Origin of the sequence: Arthrobacter sp. (assembly GCF_031988865.1) — a bacterium.
Classification (GTDB): domain Bacteria; phylum Actinomycetota; class Actinomycetes; order Actinomycetales; family Micrococcaceae; genus Arthrobacter_B.
The window spans coordinates 17962-35527 of the sequence record NZ_DALZXY010000029.1 but is presented as its reverse complement, the minus strand read 5'-3'; the positions used below and the strand labels follow the sequence as shown (position 1 = coordinate 35527).

Sequence of the window (17566 nt, the reverse complement as noted above, 5' to 3'; positions counted from 1 at the left end):
AGGAAGCACATAACTACACTAAGTGCATGGTTGCACTCGGTGCAACTAGCGCGTGTCAGGCCCTACCGGGAATCCGGTGCAGCCCGCACAAAACCGGCGTCCCGCAGTGCTAGGTAGACGCGGTCCCGGGCGAACGGCGGCCGGTTGAACCGCAGGCCGGTGGCATCCCGCAGCGCACTGGCCAGTGCTGGAGCCACCGGGTTGAACGGACTCTCGCTCATCGACTTGGCGCCGAGCGGACCCAATGAATCATTGGTCGACGCGAACAGCACCTCGGTGTGCGGCACGTCGGCAAACGTGGGTACGTGGTACTGGCGCAGGATCCGGGTTTCGACGTCGCCCGTCTCATCCACCCGTACTTCCTCATAGAGCGCGGCGCCGAGCGCCTGGGCCACCCCGCCCTCGATCTGCCCGCGGCACTGCATCGGGTTGACCACCACCCCGGCGTCGGCGGCCTGCACGCTCTGCAGGATCCGGATCTCCCCGGTGCCTGAATCCACCGCGACCCGGAAGCCGTGGACATTGAACGCCACCGAGCGCGGTGTCCCGCCCCAGCGGCCTTCGGCAGCCAGCTCCACGCCGGCTTCTTCCGCCCGGAGATACACCTCGGCCAGCGGCACGCGCTCGCCGCCGCACACCACGGCGTCGGCCTCCAGGCCTACCTGGGCCGATGTGTTGCGGAACAACGACGCCGCGAACCCCTTCAGCCGGGTCGCCAGTTCGGTGGCGGCCGCCAGGGACGCTTTGCCTGCCACGACGGTGCCGGTCGAGCCGTAGGCGCCGGTGTCGTGATCCACCAGGTCCGTGTCCGACTGCCGGATCACAATGTTCGCCGGCGCGGTGGACAGGGCGGTGCCGGCCAGCTGGGTGTGGACCGTGGTGGTGCCGTTGCCGAACTCGGCAGTGCCGACGTCGAGCCCGTACCGTCCGTCCGGGCGCAGCGCGATCCGGGCGTGGGACACGTGACCGCGCGGCGGGACGGTGTCGATCATCGCGACGGCGGTGCCCGTGCCCACCAGCCAGCCGGCCCCCAGCTCCGCACCGGAGCGCACCGGGTCGCCGGCACCGGCGTCGAGCGCGTCCCGCACCAGGTCAATGCACTGGTCCAGGCCGTAGCTGCCGTACAGCACGTCGTCGGCAGCCGCGGGCGCCGTGGAGAGCATCGGGTCGCCTTCGACCACCAGGTTGCGGCGCTTGAATTCGAGCGGATCCAGTTCCAGCGAGCGGGCCAGCTCATCCAGGGCGGATTCGATTGCGAAGACCATCTGGCTCAGCCCGTAGCCCCGGAAGGCCCCGGCGGGAACGGTGTTGGTGTAGACCGCCCGCGCATCGACTTTCTTGTTAGCGCAGCGGTACACGGCCACGGACTCCCCGCAGCCGTGGAACATCACACCCGGCCCGTGGTTGCCGTAGGCGCCGGTGTTGGTGGTGACGTCCACGGCCAGGGCGGTCAGGAGCCCGTCCGCGTCCGCGCCGGCGCGGACCTTCATCCGGAACGGATGCCGGGTGGTGGTGGCGGTGAACTGTTCTTCGCGGGTGAGCTCGAGCTGCACCGGCTTCCCCAGCCGCAGCGCGGCGAGCACCGCGATGTCCTCCACCAGGACTTCCTGCTTGCCGCCGAAACCGCCGCCCACCCGGCCGGACACCACGCGGACCCTGTCCTCCGGCAGGTCGAAGACCCGGCACAGCGTGCGCCGGACCAGGAACGGCACCTGGGAGGAGGTCCGCACCACCAGCCGCCCGTCCTCGTCAAAGGAGGCAATGGCGGCATGGGTTTCCAGGGCCACGTGCTGGAGCCGCTGGCTGTAGTAGGTGCCCTCATGGATGGCTGCGGCTGCGGCAAATCCGGCGGCCGGATCGCCGAGCTCGGCGTGCAGTTCGGCCACAATGTTGCTCGGTGCCGGCGTGCCGACGCCGTTCTCTGCTGCCGCGGCGGCGTGCAGCAGCGGTGCGTCCGCATCCAGGGCATCGTCCGGCTCGAAGACAGCGGGAAGCACCTCATATTCCACCGCCAGGGCACGGACGCCCGCTTCGGCAGCGGCCACGGACGCGGCCACGACGGCGGCGATCCGCTGGCCCTTGAACCGCACGACGTCGTCCAGCACCCGGGTATCGGCGGGATCGTCCGTGTGCAGTTCATGCTGGGCGGAAGAAAAGCGCTGCTGGGGAGCGTCGTCGTGGGTGAATACGGCTTCCACCCCGGGGACCGCCAGGGCAGCCGAGGCATCGATGGAGACAATGCGGGCGTGGGCATGGGGGGAACGGGCAAGTTTCAGGTGCAGCAGCGCCGGGAACGCTTCCGGGGCAACGTCCAGGGTGTAGCGGGCCGCGCCGGTGACGATCGCCTGGCCGGCCGGAGCGGGAATGTTGTGTCCCACTGAGGCACCCGGTGCCTCTGCGGTTCGGCCTGGTCCTCCTGCACCGGGAATTCCGGCGGACCGGCACCCGCCGCAGCCGCTGTCGCCGTCGTTGTCGTCACCGGGAGAGCCGCATCCCCCGGGAGGCTGCCCGCAGATATTCCGCGTCCCGGCAACGGCGTCCTCGATGGACCGGTAGCCGGTGCACCGGCACAGGTTGCCCTTCAGTGCACGCGGCAGGTTCGTGAGTTCCTCCGGCCCGAAGGTGGCGGCGGTCATCACCATCCCAGCCGTGCAGAACCCGCACTGGAATCCCTGGGCGTCAAGGAACTGCTGCTGCATTGGATGGAGGCTGGCGCCGTCGGCCAGGCCTTCGATCGTGGTGATATTCCGGCCGTCAGCCCGGCGGGCGGGGTAGATGCAGCTGTGCACCGGCACCCCGTCCACATGGACCGTGCAGGCGCCGCAGTCACCGGCGTCGCAGCCCTTTTTTACACCGGTGCTTCCGGCGGCGCGCAGGAAGGTCCGCAGGCACTGTCCGGGTGCCGGTTCCCCGGCGACGGGTGATCCGTTGACGGTGTACGTCATGAGGTCGTCTCCGTCCCGGTTCCAGGCGGGAGGTCAGCCAGTTCGGCGCGGATCTCCTCGCTGAGCTGCTCGGTCATGAACTGCCGCCACTGCGGCAGGCCGTGGACGTCGTCATGGTAGAGCGGGAACGGGATCGCGGCATCGAGCGCATCGCGGAGCTCGGCACGGGTGGGAACACCGTCGAACCGCAGCTGAACCGGACGCACGGTGGCGGCGGTGACCGTAAGGACGAATCCGCCGCCTGGATCCACCCGTCCGATGAGCAGGATGCCGGAGCGGCCGAGGTTGGTCAGGGACAGGCGGCGCATGGCCGTGCGGGCCTGCAGGGCGGCCGCGGGAACCGTAACGCTTCGCAGCAGTTCGCCCGGGGCCAGGGAGGTTTGCCCGTCGCCGGTCACCAATTCCATGACCGGCACGGAGCGCCGGGTGCCGTCGGGGGAGAGCACCAGCGCCTGCCCGTCCAGTGCCACGGTCAGCGAGGCCATGGGGCCGGCGGGCAATGCGGTGCAGAGGTTGCCGCCCACCGTGGAGACGTTCCAGACCTTGAAGGAAGCCACAAAGGCGTCGCAGCAGGGGCGGATCAGCTCCAGCGACGTCCAGCCTGCGGCGGCCGGCGGAAGCTCCCCGGCAAAGGCATACAGCTCGGCGATGGTGCAGGTGGCCGCGATTTCCAGGCCGGCTTCCGTGGCGCGCAGCGGTTCCCAGCCGGCCTGGGTGATGTCCAGCAGGCGCTGCACACTCTGGCTGCCGAAGGAAAAGAGGACGGTGCCTCCAGCCATCCAGGCGTCTCCCGGACGCCACTCTGCCGGATCGGCGGTGGCAACAAGGTCATAAACGGTGTTTAAGTCCACGTGCAGGGATCTCCTAGCAGACGGTGAGGTGGTTGAGTGGGCGGGGTGAGGCATGGATGGGGCCGCTGAGCCCTGACAGAGGCAAGCCGGTGCTGCCGGAATGGCGGGCGGCTGTCACTTCGGCGAAGACCGACAGCGCGACTTCTTCGGGAGTGTGCGCACCGATGTCGAGGCCGATGGGCGAATGCAGCCGTGCCAGCGCGGGCTCGGCAACTCCGGCCGCGCGCAGCTCGTTCAGCCGCCGCTGGTGGGTCCGACGCGACCCCATTGCCCCGACGTAGCCCGCGGCTGAGTCAAGGGCGGCGGCCAGGGCCGGGATATCGAACTTGGCGTCATGGCTCGTCAGGCACACCACGGAGCGGGCATCGAGCCGGCCGGCCAGGTGTTCGGCGCGCAGAAGTTCGTGCGGCCACTGGATCACGACGTCGGCGTCGGGAAACCGGTGCGGATTCGTGAACGCCGGGCGGGCATCAACCACCGTGGTCCGGTAACCGAGCACCGCTCCCATCCGGGAGAGGGCGGCCGAATAGTCGTTGGCGCCCAGCAGGTACAGGCGCGGGGATTCGGCGCGGCATTCCAGGAACAGTTCCCCCGCGCAGCCGCGGGATTCACCCCCGGTGACGACGCCGGTGTGCCCGGCGTCCAGCAGCGGCTCCACGCGCGATGCGAGCCGGGACAGGTCCGCGGGCGCGGCCGCCGGAAACAGCGTGTGCAGGGCAGCTGCCAGCGGCACACCCGGTTGGACCGGGACAGGTTGGGCCGGGACAGGCTCGCCGCCGCCGTCGAGCGTTCGAACGCCGTCGAGCCTTCGAAGCAGGGCCGCCGGGGCGGGGCCGGGAAGGAACGTGCCAGGCTGCAGCGGTTGGAGGTGGACCTCGAGGCTGCCTCCGCAGCTCAGGCCGGCGGCGAGGGCATCGCCGTCGCTGTAACCGAAGGATTCGGTCCGCGGCCGGCCTGCGGCAATGGCTTCCAGGCTGGACTCAAGCACGGCCGCCTCCACGCAGCCTCCGGTCAGTGATCCCCACACCTCGCCGCTGCCGGCTACCACCATGGACGTCCCTGCCGGCCGGGGAACGGACCCCGAGGTGCGGATGACCGTGGCCACCGCGCAGGGGGCGCCTAAGGCCAGGGCATTGACGACGTCGTCCCAGCGATCCAGCACGGCACCTACCCTCCAGCGACTACGCCGGCGGCCACCGCCGTCGGCCAAAACCAGCAACCAAGCGGTGAGTTCCCCACGGGGCTTAGCTGCCTGGTGGGCCTTAAATCCGCGAATCCAATTCTTTTCCTATTCCGGCTAATGCCGAACAGTATTGCGTGCACCGGCAGAACTAACTGCCACAATTCCGAAAGACGGTGCGATACGCCCGGTTAAAACGTCCGGGCGGACGGCGGTTTCGGCAGGTTTAGCCGGGCCGGAATTGGAAAGGAGCCTACCACGGGTTCCGTGCGCCGGCCGCTGTGTGCCACCGGTGCAAAAGAAATATTCTTGACGGCTTCACCGGCACCGCCCTACGCTGGCGGCCAAGTGCCGGAGACCCGCCGGACTTCTTGGATCAGCAGACAAGTTCCACTGAGCTGGCCGCCTTTCACGGTGCCCGGCGAACGCGGCATCGCAGCGGCACACCCGCAAAGGATCCGCCATGACCCTGACCGCCGTCCCTGCCTCCCGCATCTGGATCAAGAACCCGCTGGCAGCCTTCACCGCCAACCAACTTGATGCCGCCGGCGGCCTCGTCATCGAAGGTGGCCGGATCGTCGAGGTGCTTGGCGCGGGCGGCCAGCCCGCGGCCCCGGTTACGGAAACCTTCGATGCCTCCGCCCATGTGCTCCTGCCGGGACTTATCAACACCCATCACCACTTCTACCAAACGCTCACCCGCGCCTGGGCTCCGGTGGTGAACACCCCGCTGTTTCCGTGGCTGAAGAACCTGTACCCGGTGTGGGCGCGGCTGTCCCCGACGGACCTGGAGCTGGCCACCACAGTTGCGCTGGCCGAACTGCTGCGCTCCGGCTGCACCACCGCGGCGGACCACCACTACCTGTTCCCCGACGGGCTGGAACACGCCGTTGACGTGCAGGTGGAGGTGGTCCGCAGGCTGGGGATGCGGGCCATGCTCACCCGGGGATCCATGACCCTGGGGGAGGACGACGGCGGCCTGCCGCCGCGCCAGACCGTCCAGCCACCGGAGGTGATCCTGGCAGACAGCGAGCGGCTGATCACCGCCTACCACGAACGCGGGGACGGCGCCGTGATCCAGATCGGGCTGGCGCCGTGCTCACCCTTCTCCGTGACGCGGGAAATCATGCAGGCCAGCGCGGCGCTCGCAGAGGTCCACGACGTCCGCCTGCATACCCACCTCGCCGAAACCATGGACGAGGAAGCCTTCTGCCTGGAGATGTTCGGCCTGCGGACGGTCGATTACCTGGAAAGCGTCGGCTGGCTGGGGCACCGCACCTGGCTGGCACACGGGGTGCACTTCAACGACGATGAAATTGCCAGGCTGGGGGCTGCCGGCACCGCCGTCGCGCACTGCCCGACGTCGAATATGCGCCTGGCCTCGGGGATCGGCCGGATGGCAGAACTCGAGGACGCCGGAGCGCCCGTGGGGCTGGGTGTGGACGGCTCGGCCTCCAACGACGCCTCCAACCTCATCCTGGAAGCGCGGCAGGCCCTGTACCTGCAGCGGCTGCGCTACGGCGCGGAAGCGATCACCCCCGGGCGTGTCCTGGGGTGGGCCACCCGCGGCTCGGCCCGCGTGCTGGGGCGGACCGACATCGGTGAGCTGGCCCCTGGCAAGCAGGCAGACCTGGCCCTTTTCCGGCTGGATGACCTGCGATTCTCCGGCTCCCACGATCCGCTCTCCGCCCTGCTGCTCTGCGGGGCGGATCGGGCCGACCGGGTGATGGTGGGCGGGGAGTGGAAAGTGGTCGACGGCGACCTCCCGGGCCTGGACCTGGAGGCACTCACTGCCCGGCACTCCGAGGCTGCCCGGCGGCTGGTGGCCGGCGCCTGAACCCGGTCCGGTGCACAGGTGCAGCGATTATGCTCTGCCAGCCGGCGCAGGGCAATGCCTAGCCACAATTTTGGTCAAATATTCGGAGAATTGCGGACGTTGAAAGGCCCCGCGGAAATGGAAACAGACCGGATCGGTAAAACCCTTGACATGCCGTGGAGCCTGACTCCAGACTATTCGAAATAGAAATTCCGCATTAAGAAAACTTCGCCGGAAACATCGAATCAAGTCGGTTTATGCCGATGGTCAAGGGTGTTCAGCGCCGGTGAAGTCCGCCCGAACCGAAAGCTGACCACCCGTGGCACCATCTTTTTCCCCGAATTTTCTCGCGGGATTCAACGCAGCATCATTTGCTGAAGCCGAAACAGCCCTGAAACCCTGCGTCGACATCCCCCGGTGGGTCTCGGAGATCGCGGCGGCGCGGCCGTTTGGGACACCTGCGGAACTGGTTTCCTTCGCCGAACTCGCCGCTCCCGGCTGGAGTGAAGCAGAAATCGACGCCGCCCTGGCCCACCATCCCCGCATTGGCGAGAGGGCCGAGGGCAACGGCAGCGAAGCGCGGTTCTCCCGCCGCGAACAGTCGGGAGTCCGGACCTCGGCGGATGTCCAGGAACTGCTGGCGGCCGGAAACCGGGCCTATGAGGAACGCTTCGGACGCGTGTTCCTTATCCGCGCCGCGGGCCGCAGCGCCGAGGAGATCCTCGCCGCGCTTTCCGCCCGGCTGGAGAACTCCCCGGAAGACGAACTCGCCGTTATCGCCGCGCAGCTGCGCGAAATCGCCATCCTCAGACTCGAAGGGCTCCTCAACCAGTGAAAAGCCAGATCACCACGCACGTCCTGGACACCGCCGCCGGCCGGCCGGCGCAGGGCATCCAGGTATCCCTGCAGACCGAGGGGGAAACGGGCTGGCAGGAAATCGCCGCCGGCACCACCGACGCCGACGGGCGCGTTACGGAACTGGGCCCGGACCGGCTGGAAGTGGGGACCTACCGCATCGAGTTCGCCACCGGGGCCTGGTTCGAAGCGTCCGGGACGCCGTCGTTCTTCCCCTCCATCAGCCTGACGTTCAACGTCACCGCCTCCGGGGAGCACTACCACGTGCCCCTTCTGCTAAGCCCGTTCGCCTATTCCACTTACCGAGGAAGCTGAGCCATGACTTCAACAACGCACGCCGCCGGAGCCGGCGGAACTGGTACCTCGCGGATTGTCCTGGGGCCCAACCAGTACGGCAAGGCCGAAGTCCGGCTGGTGAAGGTCACCCGTGACACGGCCCGCCACAGCCTCGAAGACCTCAGCGTCACGTCCCAGCTGCACGGCCACTTCGAAGCCGCCCACACCGAGGGCAACAACGCCAACGTGGTCGCCACGGACACGCAGAAGAACACCATCTACGCGTTCGCCCGGGACGGTGTTGGGTCACCGGAGGAGTTCCTGCTCCGCCTCGCCGGGCACTTCACCTCGGGCTATGACTGGGTCACCGGTGGGCGCTGGGCTGCCGAACAGTACTTCTGGAACCGGATCAACGATCACGACCACGCCTTCGCCAAGGACAAGAGCGAAATCCGCACCGCCGTCCTGCTGGCCGAGGGAGGGCGGAAGCACCTGGTCGCCGGGATCTCGGACCTGACCGTCCTGAAATCCACCGGCTCCGAGTTCCATGGCTTCCCGCGCGACCGCTACACCACCCTCAGCGAGACCACCGACCGGATCCTGGCCACCGATGTGAGTGCCAAGTGGCGGTACAACACGCTCGACGGCGTCGACTTCAACGCCACCTACGCCGCCGTGCGCACCGCGATGCTCGACGCCTTCGCCAACACGCATTCCCTGGCGCTGCAGCAGACCATGTTCGAGATGGGCCGGGCAGTGCTGGAAGCCCACCCGGAAATCGACGAGGTGCGGCTTTCGCTGCCGAATAACCACCACTTCCTCGTGGACCTCGAACCGTTCGGCCTGGACAATCCCGGTGAGGTCTTCTTCGCCGCGGACCGCCCCTACGGGCTGATCGAAGCCGCGGTCCAGCGCGAAGGCAGCACTGCGGATAACCCGGTGTGGAACACGATCGGAGGGTTCTGCTGATGATCCGGCGCAGGTCCGCCGCAGCCAAAGGATCCCGGCCGGCCCGTCCCGAAGACGAGGTGCTCCCGCTGGGCAGCATGTTCGCCTACGGGTTCCAGCACGTCCTGACCATGTACGGCGGCATCATCGCCCCGCCGCTGATCATTGGCTCCGCGGCCGGGATGGACTCGGCGGACATCGGCCTGCTGATCGCCGCCTGCCTGTTCGTCGGCGGCGCGGCGACCCTGCTGCAGACCATCGGCGTGCCCTTCTTCGGTTCCCAGCTTCCACTGGTCCAGGGCGTTTCCTTTGCCGGGGTAGCCACGATGACAGCCATCCTCAGCGGCGGAGGAGGCATCCAGTCCGTTTTCGGGGCGGTGATTGCCGCGTCGGTGATCGGCCTGCTCATTACGCCGATCTTCGCCAAGGTCATCCGGTTCTTCCCGCCGGTGGTCAACGGCGTTGTGATCACCACGATCGGGCTGACCTTGATGCCCGTTGCCGCGAACTGGGCCATGGGTGGCAACGCCAAGGCCGAGGACTACGGCAGCGTGTCCAACATCGGCCTGGCTGCCCTCACCCTGGCCGTGGTCCTGCTGCTCAGCAAGGTCGGCAGCGGCACCATCTCCCGGCTCTCCATCCTGCTGGCGATCGTGATCGGCACCGTCTTCGCCGTCGTCGTCGGCAAAGCGGACTTCTCCGCCGTCGGAGAAGGGCCGGTCTTCGCCCTGCCCAGCCCGTTCGCCTTCGGCATGCCGACCTTTGAGGTCGCCGCGATCATCTCCATGTGCATCGTTATCCTGGTGACGCTCACGGAGACGACGGCGGACATCCTGGCCGTCGGGGAAATCGTGGAAACCAAGGTCGATTCCAAGCGCATCGCCAACGGACTGCGCGCTGACATGCTCTCCAGCGCCATTTCTCCGGTGTTCAACTCCTTCACGCAGAGCGCTTTCGCGCAGAACGTGGGACTGGTGGCCATCACCGGTGTAAAGAGCCGCTTCGTGGTCAGCGCCGGCGGCCTGATCCTGGTGATCCTTGGCCTGCTGCCGGTCCTGGGCCGGGTGGTCGCGGCCGTTCCCACTCCGGTCCTCGGCGGAGCCGGAATCGTGCTGTTCGGCACCGTGGCGGCGAGCGGCATCCGCACGCTCTCCAATGTCGATTACAAGAACAACATGAACCTGATTATCGTCGCCGCGTCCCTGGGCTTCGGGATGATTCCGATCGCCGCTCCGGCGTTCTACGACCAGTTCCCGGCCTGGTTCAGCACCATCTTCCATTCGGGCATCAGCTCCGCTGCCGTGATGGCGATCCTGCTCAACATCCTGTTCAACCACATCAAGGCGGGCAACTCCGAGGACCCGAGTGTTTTCGCCGGCGCGCCGGTGCGCGTGATCCGGACCGACCAGCTTCGGATCCTGCGCGAAGGCGACCACATCAAGGACGGCAAGCTGGTGGACGTCGACGGGCAGGAAGTCGCCGTCGTCCCGCCGGAGCAGGCGCAGGACAGCCCGGGCATGAAGTAACGGTCATCACACCAACGGCCCCTGCGTTGGGATAACTCAGGGGCTGGGGGATATTGGCATTAAAGGCAGTCCTTGTTTTCACCGGCAGTCGGGGTTGGGTAAGCGAACGGATGAGTGAGGCAGAAATAGGGTGATATTCAACATCCAGCTGGTTGACTACTCCATGTCGTCACTGTCTCGAGGCAAGCGTGTGCCGACATAAAAGTATCCGGCGAGAGAAATGTATGGATTGTTACATTGCGCCGACTACTTATGTTTCCATGGCGGGTAGAGTGTGACACATTAAACACAACCGGGGGTAGTTATGGCCATCAAAGCACCTTATGAACCGACTGTAGCCAGTGGATTTGAAGAGACCCAAAAATATCTAGAATTTCTCAGGAGCGAGGCGCGTCCTCTGGAAATTAGACGGCTTATTGGATATTGGGGGTTTAAGGGTCGGGGTAAAAACAGTATAAATATAGTTACTGCTAATCTGGCCCAAATGGGTTTGCGTACGGAACCACCTTTTGATAGCGGGTCACTGGACAGTTTGGTGACAATTCAGAAGTTGAGTGAGGAAGCTGAGGCTTACGCCGAGCGACCCGATGATCACCTCCTCACTGTTTCACGGATTCCGTCAGCTTCCTTTGCTTTACCTAGGCAGTCAGATGATTCTGCTCCTGCGGGGATCGTTTATAGGGATACTTCCATAGCGGATGCTGTGACGATTATGTTGAAGTATGACTACTCGCAGCTTCCAGTTGTCGATTCAAAAGCGCGGCGAGATGTGTTGGGTGTTTTTACTTGGCAGTCTTATGCCCAAGCGACCCTCCGGGGTGAAAAGCCAACATCGGTGGGAGCGGCTTTGGTGACGCATCCGACCGTGGATCTCCATTCAGATTTGTTCGCAAGCGTGGAACCTATCGCTCGCGAGGGATACATACTTGTGACCTATCGAGGTTATTTGGCGGGTATTGTCACTGCCTCAGATCTCACTCTAGAATTTGAAGACTTGGCACTTCCGTTCCTGGCAGTTGGTCAATGTGAACAAGAACTCAAGCGTGTCGCGAAGGGGAAGTTGGCCCACGCGAAAGATGTGAAAGGAATCGAAGACTTAACGTTCGGCGGTCTTCAGTACTTTTATAAGGAAAACTGGGATTCTTTAGGATGGTCTCTCTCGTTGGATGAGTTCTTTGATTGGCTTGAGACGACCAGAAATCTTCGCAATTCTATTGCGCATTTCGACAACCAAGACAAGGACTCATCAAGCGAACTGGAAACAGTTCATCGCTTGACAAGATGGCTACGCTCCGTCATAACGAATCCAGAAGTGCTGAGTGATGGGGATGAAGCAGCGTCTGTCGGAAAAGCGCCCACCCCTTAGGAATGTTGAGGTAGCTAGGCCGGGAGCGACTGGAGAGCGCCCGGTCTAGACACCTCGCATTTTTCAGCCCCGGCAGGGGATGGGTGTGTGTCCCAAACCACAAGTGGTCAGGCTCCATTTTAGGAACCGACGAGCTGGAAAGTAGTCTCGTTCTTATGGCTCCATTCCGAAACAGCCGCGCTGCTGCGCTGCCCGCGAAACTCTCCCGCTCCTGGCTTCTGGCTTCCGCCGCGGATGAAGCGAACTTTGGGCCCGCCCTGGCCTCGGAAGCGGACTCGGTAGTCTTCGATATGGAAGACGCTGTCCCCGCCGGCGGAAAGGCCGAAGCACGCGAACGCGTGGTCGAGGCCCTGTCCACCGGGATGACCGCCTGGGTGCGCGTCAACGGCATTGAAACCGACCACTGGGCGGAGGACCTCGCGGCACTGTCCAAGGCCCCCGGCCTCCGCGGAGTCATGCTGGCCATGACCGAAAAGCCGGAGCAGGTCACGCACACTGCCATGCGGCTGCAGGCCGGAACGCCGGTCCTGGCGCTGGTCGAGTCTGCCGTGGGGATTGAGAACGCGACGGCGATCGCCAGCGCGCCGGGCACTTTCCGGCTTGCCTTTGGCGTGGGTGATTTCCGCCGTGACACCGGTGCCTCGGATGATCCGATGGCGCTGGCCTACGCCCGCTCGAAGCTTGTGGTCGCTTCCCGGGTGGGTCAGCTGCCGGGCCCCATCGATGGTCCGACGGTGGGCACGCTCGGCGAGAAGCTGCTCGATGCCTGCAAAGTCACTGCCTCAATGGGCATGACTGGCAAGCTCTGCCTGATGCCCGAGGCAGCGGACACCATTAACCAGGGCCTCTCACCAAGCGAATCGGAAATCGTCTGGGCGCACGAACTGCTGGACGCTCACGCCGCGGGCGCCGTCGTCGGCGACGGGTCCTACCTGCCGCGCCTGGCCCGTGCCCAGAAGATCTCCTCACTGGCAGATTCCTACGGGCTCTGGAACGCCTAAGCCCCAACGCCTGCCAGAAAGCCGCAGCCCACCCCCGGATCCGGGGGTGGGCTGCGGTTTTCTTGTCTCGTGCCCGGCTTAGCGCTCGACCAGGATGCCGTCTTCATCGGCATAAAGCACAGCGCCGGGCTGGAAGAGCACACCGCCAAATTCGACGGGGACGTCCACCTCGCCCACCGAGTCCTTGGCGCTCTTGCGCGGATTGGAGCCCAGTGCCTTCACGCCGAGGGGCAGCTTGGCGACGGCAGCGCGGTCCCGGATGGGCCCGTTGATAACGACGCCGGCCCAGCCGTTGGCCACGGCGGCTTCGGCAATCATGTCTCCCATCAGCGCTGAGTTCAGCGACCCGGCGCCGTCCACCACCAGGACAGCACCGTCACCGGGGGAGTTCAGGACGGACTTCACCAGACCGTTGTCTTCCAGGCAGCGGATGGTGCGCACGGGTCCGGTGAAGCTGATGTGCCCGCCCAGGTCCTGGAACTGCAGGGACACCGAGGCCAAGGCCTCGCCCTGTTGGTCATAGAGGTCTGCTGTGCTTATTTCCATGGCACACACTGTGTCACACCGCACCCGGCCGCCAGATGCAGGCCGCGCCGTGGTCAGCTGCGGCAGGCCGGTGCCCGGGCCTTGAGTAGATCAACGATGTCCAGCAGTTCTTCAACCGGACCCGAAGTTGGCGAGTCCTTCTCCTGCGGCCAGCCGCCGGGCAGACCTTCGTTGTAGTAGAGGCCGTCGCCCAGGAGCATAATGGCCCGGGCGATAGCCCGGTCGCCCACTTCGCCGAGCACCAGATTGAACCACTCACGGTGGATCTGCTGCAGCAGCTCGGATGCTGCTGGATCGGAGCCCTGTGCCAGCCGTACCGCGCCGATCAGCGCCCGGTCCAGGTCACTCCCGACATAGACCGAGGTGCGGACCAGGTACCTGGCCGGCCCTTCCGGATCGGTGCGCATCTGCTCCAGGTCTTCGGCCGCAAGTTCCTTCAGCCGCTCGAGCAACCCGGCAGCCAGGGCTTCCTTGTTCTTGAAGTGGTAAAGCAGTCCACCCTTGGAGACCCCGGCCAGCGCCGTTACGGCGTCGAGGGTGGCGCGGCCCGGACCTTCATTGATCAGCAGTTCCTCGTACGCGGACAGGACACGGTCCCGGGCGGATGTCTGTGCAGGCATGGCTTTACGGTACGCCATTCCATCCTGTACAGTCTAGACGGTACAGTAACGTTCGGCCGGTTTCGGCTGCGTGCTGTCGTGTCTTTTTTACCCACTTTTTCGGCAGGTAAGCCCTGTCGCGGCCAAGGAGGAATTGTGCCTGCGGTACTGGAACGGCCCGTGCTTGCGCGGGCTGGAAAGCGTGAATGGCTCGGATTGGCGGTCCTGATGCTCGCCGTCCTGCTGGTGGCGGTGGATAACACCGTGCTCAGCTTCGCCGTGCCGTCGCTGTCCCAGGCCCTGGCGCCCACCGGCACGGAGCTGCTGTGGATCATCGACATCTACGCACTGATCCTCGCCGGACTCCTGGTCCCGATGGGCAGCCTGGGGGACCGGTTCGGCCGGCGGAAAATGCTGATGATCGGCACGGCCGGCTTCGGCCTGGTCTCCATGGGCGCGGCTTTTGCGCCCTCGGCGGAAGCCCTGATCGGCGCCCGTGCCCTGCTCGGCTTCTTCGGCGCCATGCTGATGCCCGCCACCCTGTCCATCATCCGCAACATGTTTGTGGTGCCCGGCCAGCGCCGGATCGCCATCGCCATCTGGGCTGCCGGTTTCTCCGGCGGAGCGGCCCTGGGGCCGATTGTCGGCGGCACGCTGCTGGAGCATTTCTGGTGGGGATCGGTCTTCCTGCTGGCCGTACCGGTGCTGATCCCGCTGCTGGTCTTCGGCCCGCGGCTGCTGACCGAGTCCCGCGACCCGAATCCGGGCAAGATCGACCCGCTCAGCATCGGGCTGATCATGGCCACCATGTTCCCGCTGGTTTACGGCATCAAGACCGTCTCCACGCACGGACTTGGCACGGCTTCCCTCGTGCCGATGGCCATTGGCCTGCTCTTTGGCGCTGCGTTTGTGCGCCGCCAGCTGCGCCGCCCCGAGCCGATGCTCGACGTCAGGCTGTTCCGGAACCCCGTCTTCAGCGGCTCCATTTCCGCGAACCTGCTCAGCGTCTTCGCCCAGGTGGGCTTCATTCTCTTCCTCTCCCAGCACCTGCAGCTGGTCCTGGGGCTGTCTCCGCGGGACGCCGGCCTGATGATGCTGCCCGGCCTGGCGCTCACCATCGTGTCCGGCCTGGCCGTCGTGAAGGTGGTGCGCCGGGTACGGCCGGCCTACGCCGTGGCAAGCGGGCTGGTGTTCAGCGCCATCGGATACACCGTGGTGCTGCTGACCGGACAGCAGGACAACCCGCTCGGCCTGATCATCGCCTTTATGATCCTGGGCATCGGGGTTGGCTCGGCTGAGACCATCTCCAATGACCTCATTCTTGCCAGCGTGCCCCCGGCCAAGGCAGGTGCTGCATCCGCTATTTCCGAAACCGCGTATGAAGTCGGCGCGGTCCTTGGCACAGCGGTGCTGGGCAGCATCCTGACGGCGGGCTACCGCAACGGCATCGTCCTGCCGGAGGGCATGGATCCGACGGCGGCCTCCGCGGCCTCGGAGACCCTCGGCGGGGCCGTGGAAGCAGCCAAATCCCTGGCCGGCCCCCAGGCGGCGGACCTTCTGGCCTCCGCCCAGGCGGCGTTCGACTCGGGTGTGGTCGCGACGTCGACCATCGGCATCCTGCTGATGCTGGTCGCCGCCGGTGCGGCCCTGGTCGCGCTGCGCAGCGTGGCACCGGACAGCGGGGAACCCGCTGCGGACGAGCAGCCCGCGGTTTCCGCCGGCGGCAACACGAACTAGCGAAGCCCGTACCCCGGGCGGGCGGGAACTTACAGGTCCCGCTCGCCCGGGTGCACAATCAGCACCGGACAATGGGCATGTGCCGCCGCGGCTGAACTGACAGAGCCGAGCAGCAGCCCGGCGAAACCGCCGCGTCCGCGGCTGCCCACCACCAGCATCTCCGCGTCCCGGCTAGCTTCGACCAGCACCTGGACCGGCTGGCCGGCCACCGCCGTTTTGGTCAATCCCTTCGGGAGGTCCGGCCCAAAGGCCTCCTGCAGGGTTTCGTCCAGGGCGGACTCAGCCTCCACCCGGGGCGTCCACTCCGTCGAAGCAATCGGGACGGCAAGGGCCACCGGATAAGACCACACAGTCACAGCCTGGATGTGGCACTGCAGCAGGCCCGCGAGCCGGTGGGCCGTCCGCAGCGCGATCAGTGAGAGTGCGGAGCCGTCCACCCCGACCACGATCCGTTTGCTCTTGACCTCGTTCATTGGTCCATCCTGTCTTCGCACGCAGTAGGTGATACCCCTGCGGAAAGTCTGCCCCCTGGCGGCGCGTTCCGATAGGCCGGCAGATGCCGGAGCGGCCCTTCGCCCCCTGCCCGCGGGATCCTTGTCTCGGCCGTGCACAACGTAACGGATTCTCCCTGCCGGGGCAGCGGTCCGTACGATCAGGGAATGCCTGCCGTTTCCGCTCCGCGTCCCCGCGCCCTGGGGGCCGGCTTGTTGCTGGTCCTGGCATTCCTGGCGGCCACCGGTCCATTCACCACAGACCTGTACCTGCCATCCTTCCCGGAAATCGCCAGGGACCTGGGGACTTCTGCGTCGGGCGTGCAGCTCACGCTGACTGCGTTCCTGATCGGCATGGCTGCCGGCCAGCTCGCGTTTGGGCCGATCTCCGACCGCTACGGCAGGTTCCGTCCGTTGATGCTCGGCTCAGCGGTGTTTGTGCTGGCCTCGGTGGTGTGCGCGCTCGCCCCGAACCTGGAGATCCTGATTGGCGCCAGGTTTGTGCAGGGCCTCTTTGCCGCCGCCGGGCCGGTCATCGCCCGGGCCGTGGCTTCGGACCTGACCTCGGGTGCTGCTGCTGCCCGGACCTTCAGCCTGTTGATGACCATTGGCGGGGTTGCTCCCGTCCTGGCGCCCGCGCTGGGCGGGGTGCTCACCGGACTCTGGGGCTGGCGGGGTGTCCTCTGGACGCTGGCCGGGATCTCAGCCCTGATGTTTGTCTGTGCCGCCGCCGTGGTGCGCGAAACCCTGCCGGTGGAAAAGCGAACCCCCGGCCCGGCCTTCAAAGGGCTGGGCCTGGTGGTCCGCCGCCGCCGCTTTCTGGGCTACGTCCTGCTCTTCGCAAGCTCTTTCGGCGTGCTGATGGGGTACATCTCCGCGTCCCCCTTCATTTACCAGAGCCTTATGGGGCTGTCGCCGCAGGTCTACGGCCTGCTGTTCGGGCTCAATGCCGCCGGAATGGTAAGTGCGGGGTTCATAGCAGCCCGCCTGACCCGCCGGGTCCCGGCCCGGCGGATGGTGGTCAGGGCAGTCACGGTCCTGATCGGGGTGTCCTTCAGCATGCTCGTGATGGTCCTGTCCGGAGTGCCGCCGCTGCTGCTGGCCATCCCGCTGTTCTGCCTGGTCTGTTCAATGGGGTTCATTATGGGCAACACGACGGCCCTGGCGCTCGCCGAGGCGGCCGGTGCCACCGGCAGCGGATCGGCTGTCCTGGGTGGAGCGCAGTTCCTGATGGGCGCCGTGGTTTCACCGCTGACCGGACTTGGGGGCGAGTACTCCGCGCTTCCCCTGGCCCTGGTACTGCTCGGTTCCGCGCTGTCGGCCGGGACCGCCGTCTTGCTCACCCGCGATCAGCGTCCCGCGTAGACTGGCGGGACCATGCGACACATGAACAAGTACCGCACGCCCATTGTTTGGCTGCTCATCATTG

Annotated in this window: 15 protein-coding genes; 9 read left to right on the top strand and 6 right to left on the bottom strand. The window is 66.1% G+C overall.

What is annotated here, in order from left to right:
* Positions 1 to 62: 62 nt before the first annotated feature.
* From RTN46_RS07640 to RTN46_RS07630, 3 genes are read right to left on the bottom strand one after another with little or no spacing between them, the layout of a single operon-like run.
* On the bottom strand, positions 63 to 2945 hold the full coding sequence (locus tag RTN46_RS07640; RefSeq protein WP_312180296.1) for a molybdopterin cofactor-binding domain-containing protein: 2883 nt from the start codon (positions 2943 to 2945) through the stop codon (positions 63 to 65).
* Positions 2942 to 3796, bottom strand: coding sequence for an FAD binding domain-containing protein (locus RTN46_RS07635; RefSeq protein ID WP_312180295.1), 855 nt, complete (start codon positions 3794 to 3796; stop codon positions 2942 to 2944). The genes RTN46_RS07640 and RTN46_RS07635 overlap by 4 nt, the downstream gene beginning before the upstream one ends.
* Positions 3797 to 3809: 13 nt before the next feature.
* Positions 3810 to 4958 carry an XdhC family protein gene (locus RTN46_RS07630; protein ID WP_312180294.1) on the bottom strand — a complete coding sequence of 383 codons (1149 nt, stop codon included), beginning with the start codon at positions 4956 to 4958 and terminating at the stop codon, positions 3810 to 3812.
* 481 nt (positions 4959 to 5439) lie between these two features.
* Between RTN46_RS07630 and RTN46_RS07625 the strand changes: the two genes are divergently transcribed.
* From RTN46_RS07625 to RTN46_RS07595, 7 genes are all read left to right on the top strand, one after another.
* On the top strand, positions 5440 to 6813 hold the full coding sequence (locus RTN46_RS07625) for an 8-oxoguanine deaminase (RefSeq protein ID WP_312180293.1): 1374 nt from the start codon (positions 5440 to 5442) through the stop codon (positions 6811 to 6813).
* 298 nt (positions 6814 to 7111) lie between these two features.
* Positions 7112 to 7627, top strand: coding sequence for a 2-oxo-4-hydroxy-4-carboxy-5-ureidoimidazoline decarboxylase (uraD, locus tag RTN46_RS07620; protein WP_312180292.1), 516 nt, complete (start codon positions 7112 to 7114; stop codon positions 7625 to 7627).
* Positions 7624 to 7962 carry a hydroxyisourate hydrolase gene (gene uraH / locus RTN46_RS07615; RefSeq protein WP_312180290.1) on the top strand — a complete coding sequence of 113 codons (339 nt, stop codon included), beginning with the start codon at positions 7624 to 7626 and terminating at the stop codon, positions 7960 to 7962. Before uraD ends, uraH begins: the two co-directional genes overlap by 4 nt.
* Positions 7963 to 7965: 3 nt before the next feature.
* Entirely contained in the window at positions 7966 to 8892 is a 927-nt protein-coding gene (pucL, locus tag RTN46_RS07610) for a factor-independent urate hydroxylase (protein WP_312180288.1), read from the top strand.
* Complete coding sequence (locus RTN46_RS07605; protein ID WP_396157476.1) at positions 8892 to 10397, top strand: nucleobase:cation symporter-2 family protein; 1506 nt, start codon at positions 8892 to 8894, stop codon at positions 10395 to 10397. The genes pucL and RTN46_RS07605 overlap by 1 nt, the downstream gene beginning before the upstream one ends.
* A gap of 304 nt (positions 10398 to 10701) precedes the next feature.
* Complete coding sequence (locus RTN46_RS07600; RefSeq protein WP_312180286.1) at positions 10702 to 11763, top strand: CBS domain-containing protein; 1062 nt, start codon at positions 10702 to 10704, stop codon at positions 11761 to 11763.
* 155 nt (positions 11764 to 11918) lie between these two features.
* The gene (locus RTN46_RS07595; protein ID WP_312180284.1) at positions 11919 to 12764 is read left to right on the top strand and encodes an aldolase/citrate lyase family protein; all 846 of its coding nucleotides are present in this window, start codon (positions 11919 to 11921) and stop codon (positions 12762 to 12764) included.
* Positions 12765 to 12842: 78 nt separating this feature from the next.
* On the opposite strand, the gene rraA is transcribed toward RTN46_RS07595, so the two are convergent.
* Positions 12843 to 13310 carry a ribonuclease E activity regulator RraA gene (gene rraA, locus RTN46_RS07590; RefSeq protein ID WP_312180282.1) on the bottom strand — a complete coding sequence of 156 codons (468 nt, stop codon included), beginning with the start codon at positions 13308 to 13310 and terminating at the stop codon, positions 12843 to 12845.
* A 53-nt stretch (positions 13311 to 13363) separates the two neighbouring features.
* Entirely contained in the window at positions 13364 to 13930 is a 567-nt protein-coding gene (locus tag RTN46_RS07585; protein WP_312180280.1) for a TetR/AcrR family transcriptional regulator, read from the bottom strand.
* Between the two features lie 135 nt (positions 13931 to 14065).
* Between RTN46_RS07585 and RTN46_RS07580 the strand changes: the two genes are divergently transcribed.
* Entirely contained in the window at positions 14066 to 15646 is a 1581-nt protein-coding gene (locus RTN46_RS07580; RefSeq protein ID WP_312180278.1) for an MFS transporter, read from the top strand.
* Between the two features lie 29 nt (positions 15647 to 15675).
* On the opposite strand, the gene RTN46_RS07575 is transcribed toward RTN46_RS07580, so the two are convergent.
* Entirely contained in the window at positions 15676 to 16119 is a 444-nt protein-coding gene (locus RTN46_RS07575) for a universal stress protein (protein ID WP_312180276.1), read from the bottom strand.
* Positions 16120 to 16305: 186 nt separating this feature from the next.
* On the opposite strand from RTN46_RS07575, the gene RTN46_RS07570 reads away from it, so the two are divergent.
* A complete protein-coding gene (locus tag RTN46_RS07570) occupies positions 16306 to 17502 on the top strand; it encodes a multidrug effflux MFS transporter (RefSeq protein ID WP_312180274.1) in 1197 nt (398 codons plus the stop codon).
* The last annotated feature ends 64 nt before the right edge of the window (positions 17503 to 17566 follow it).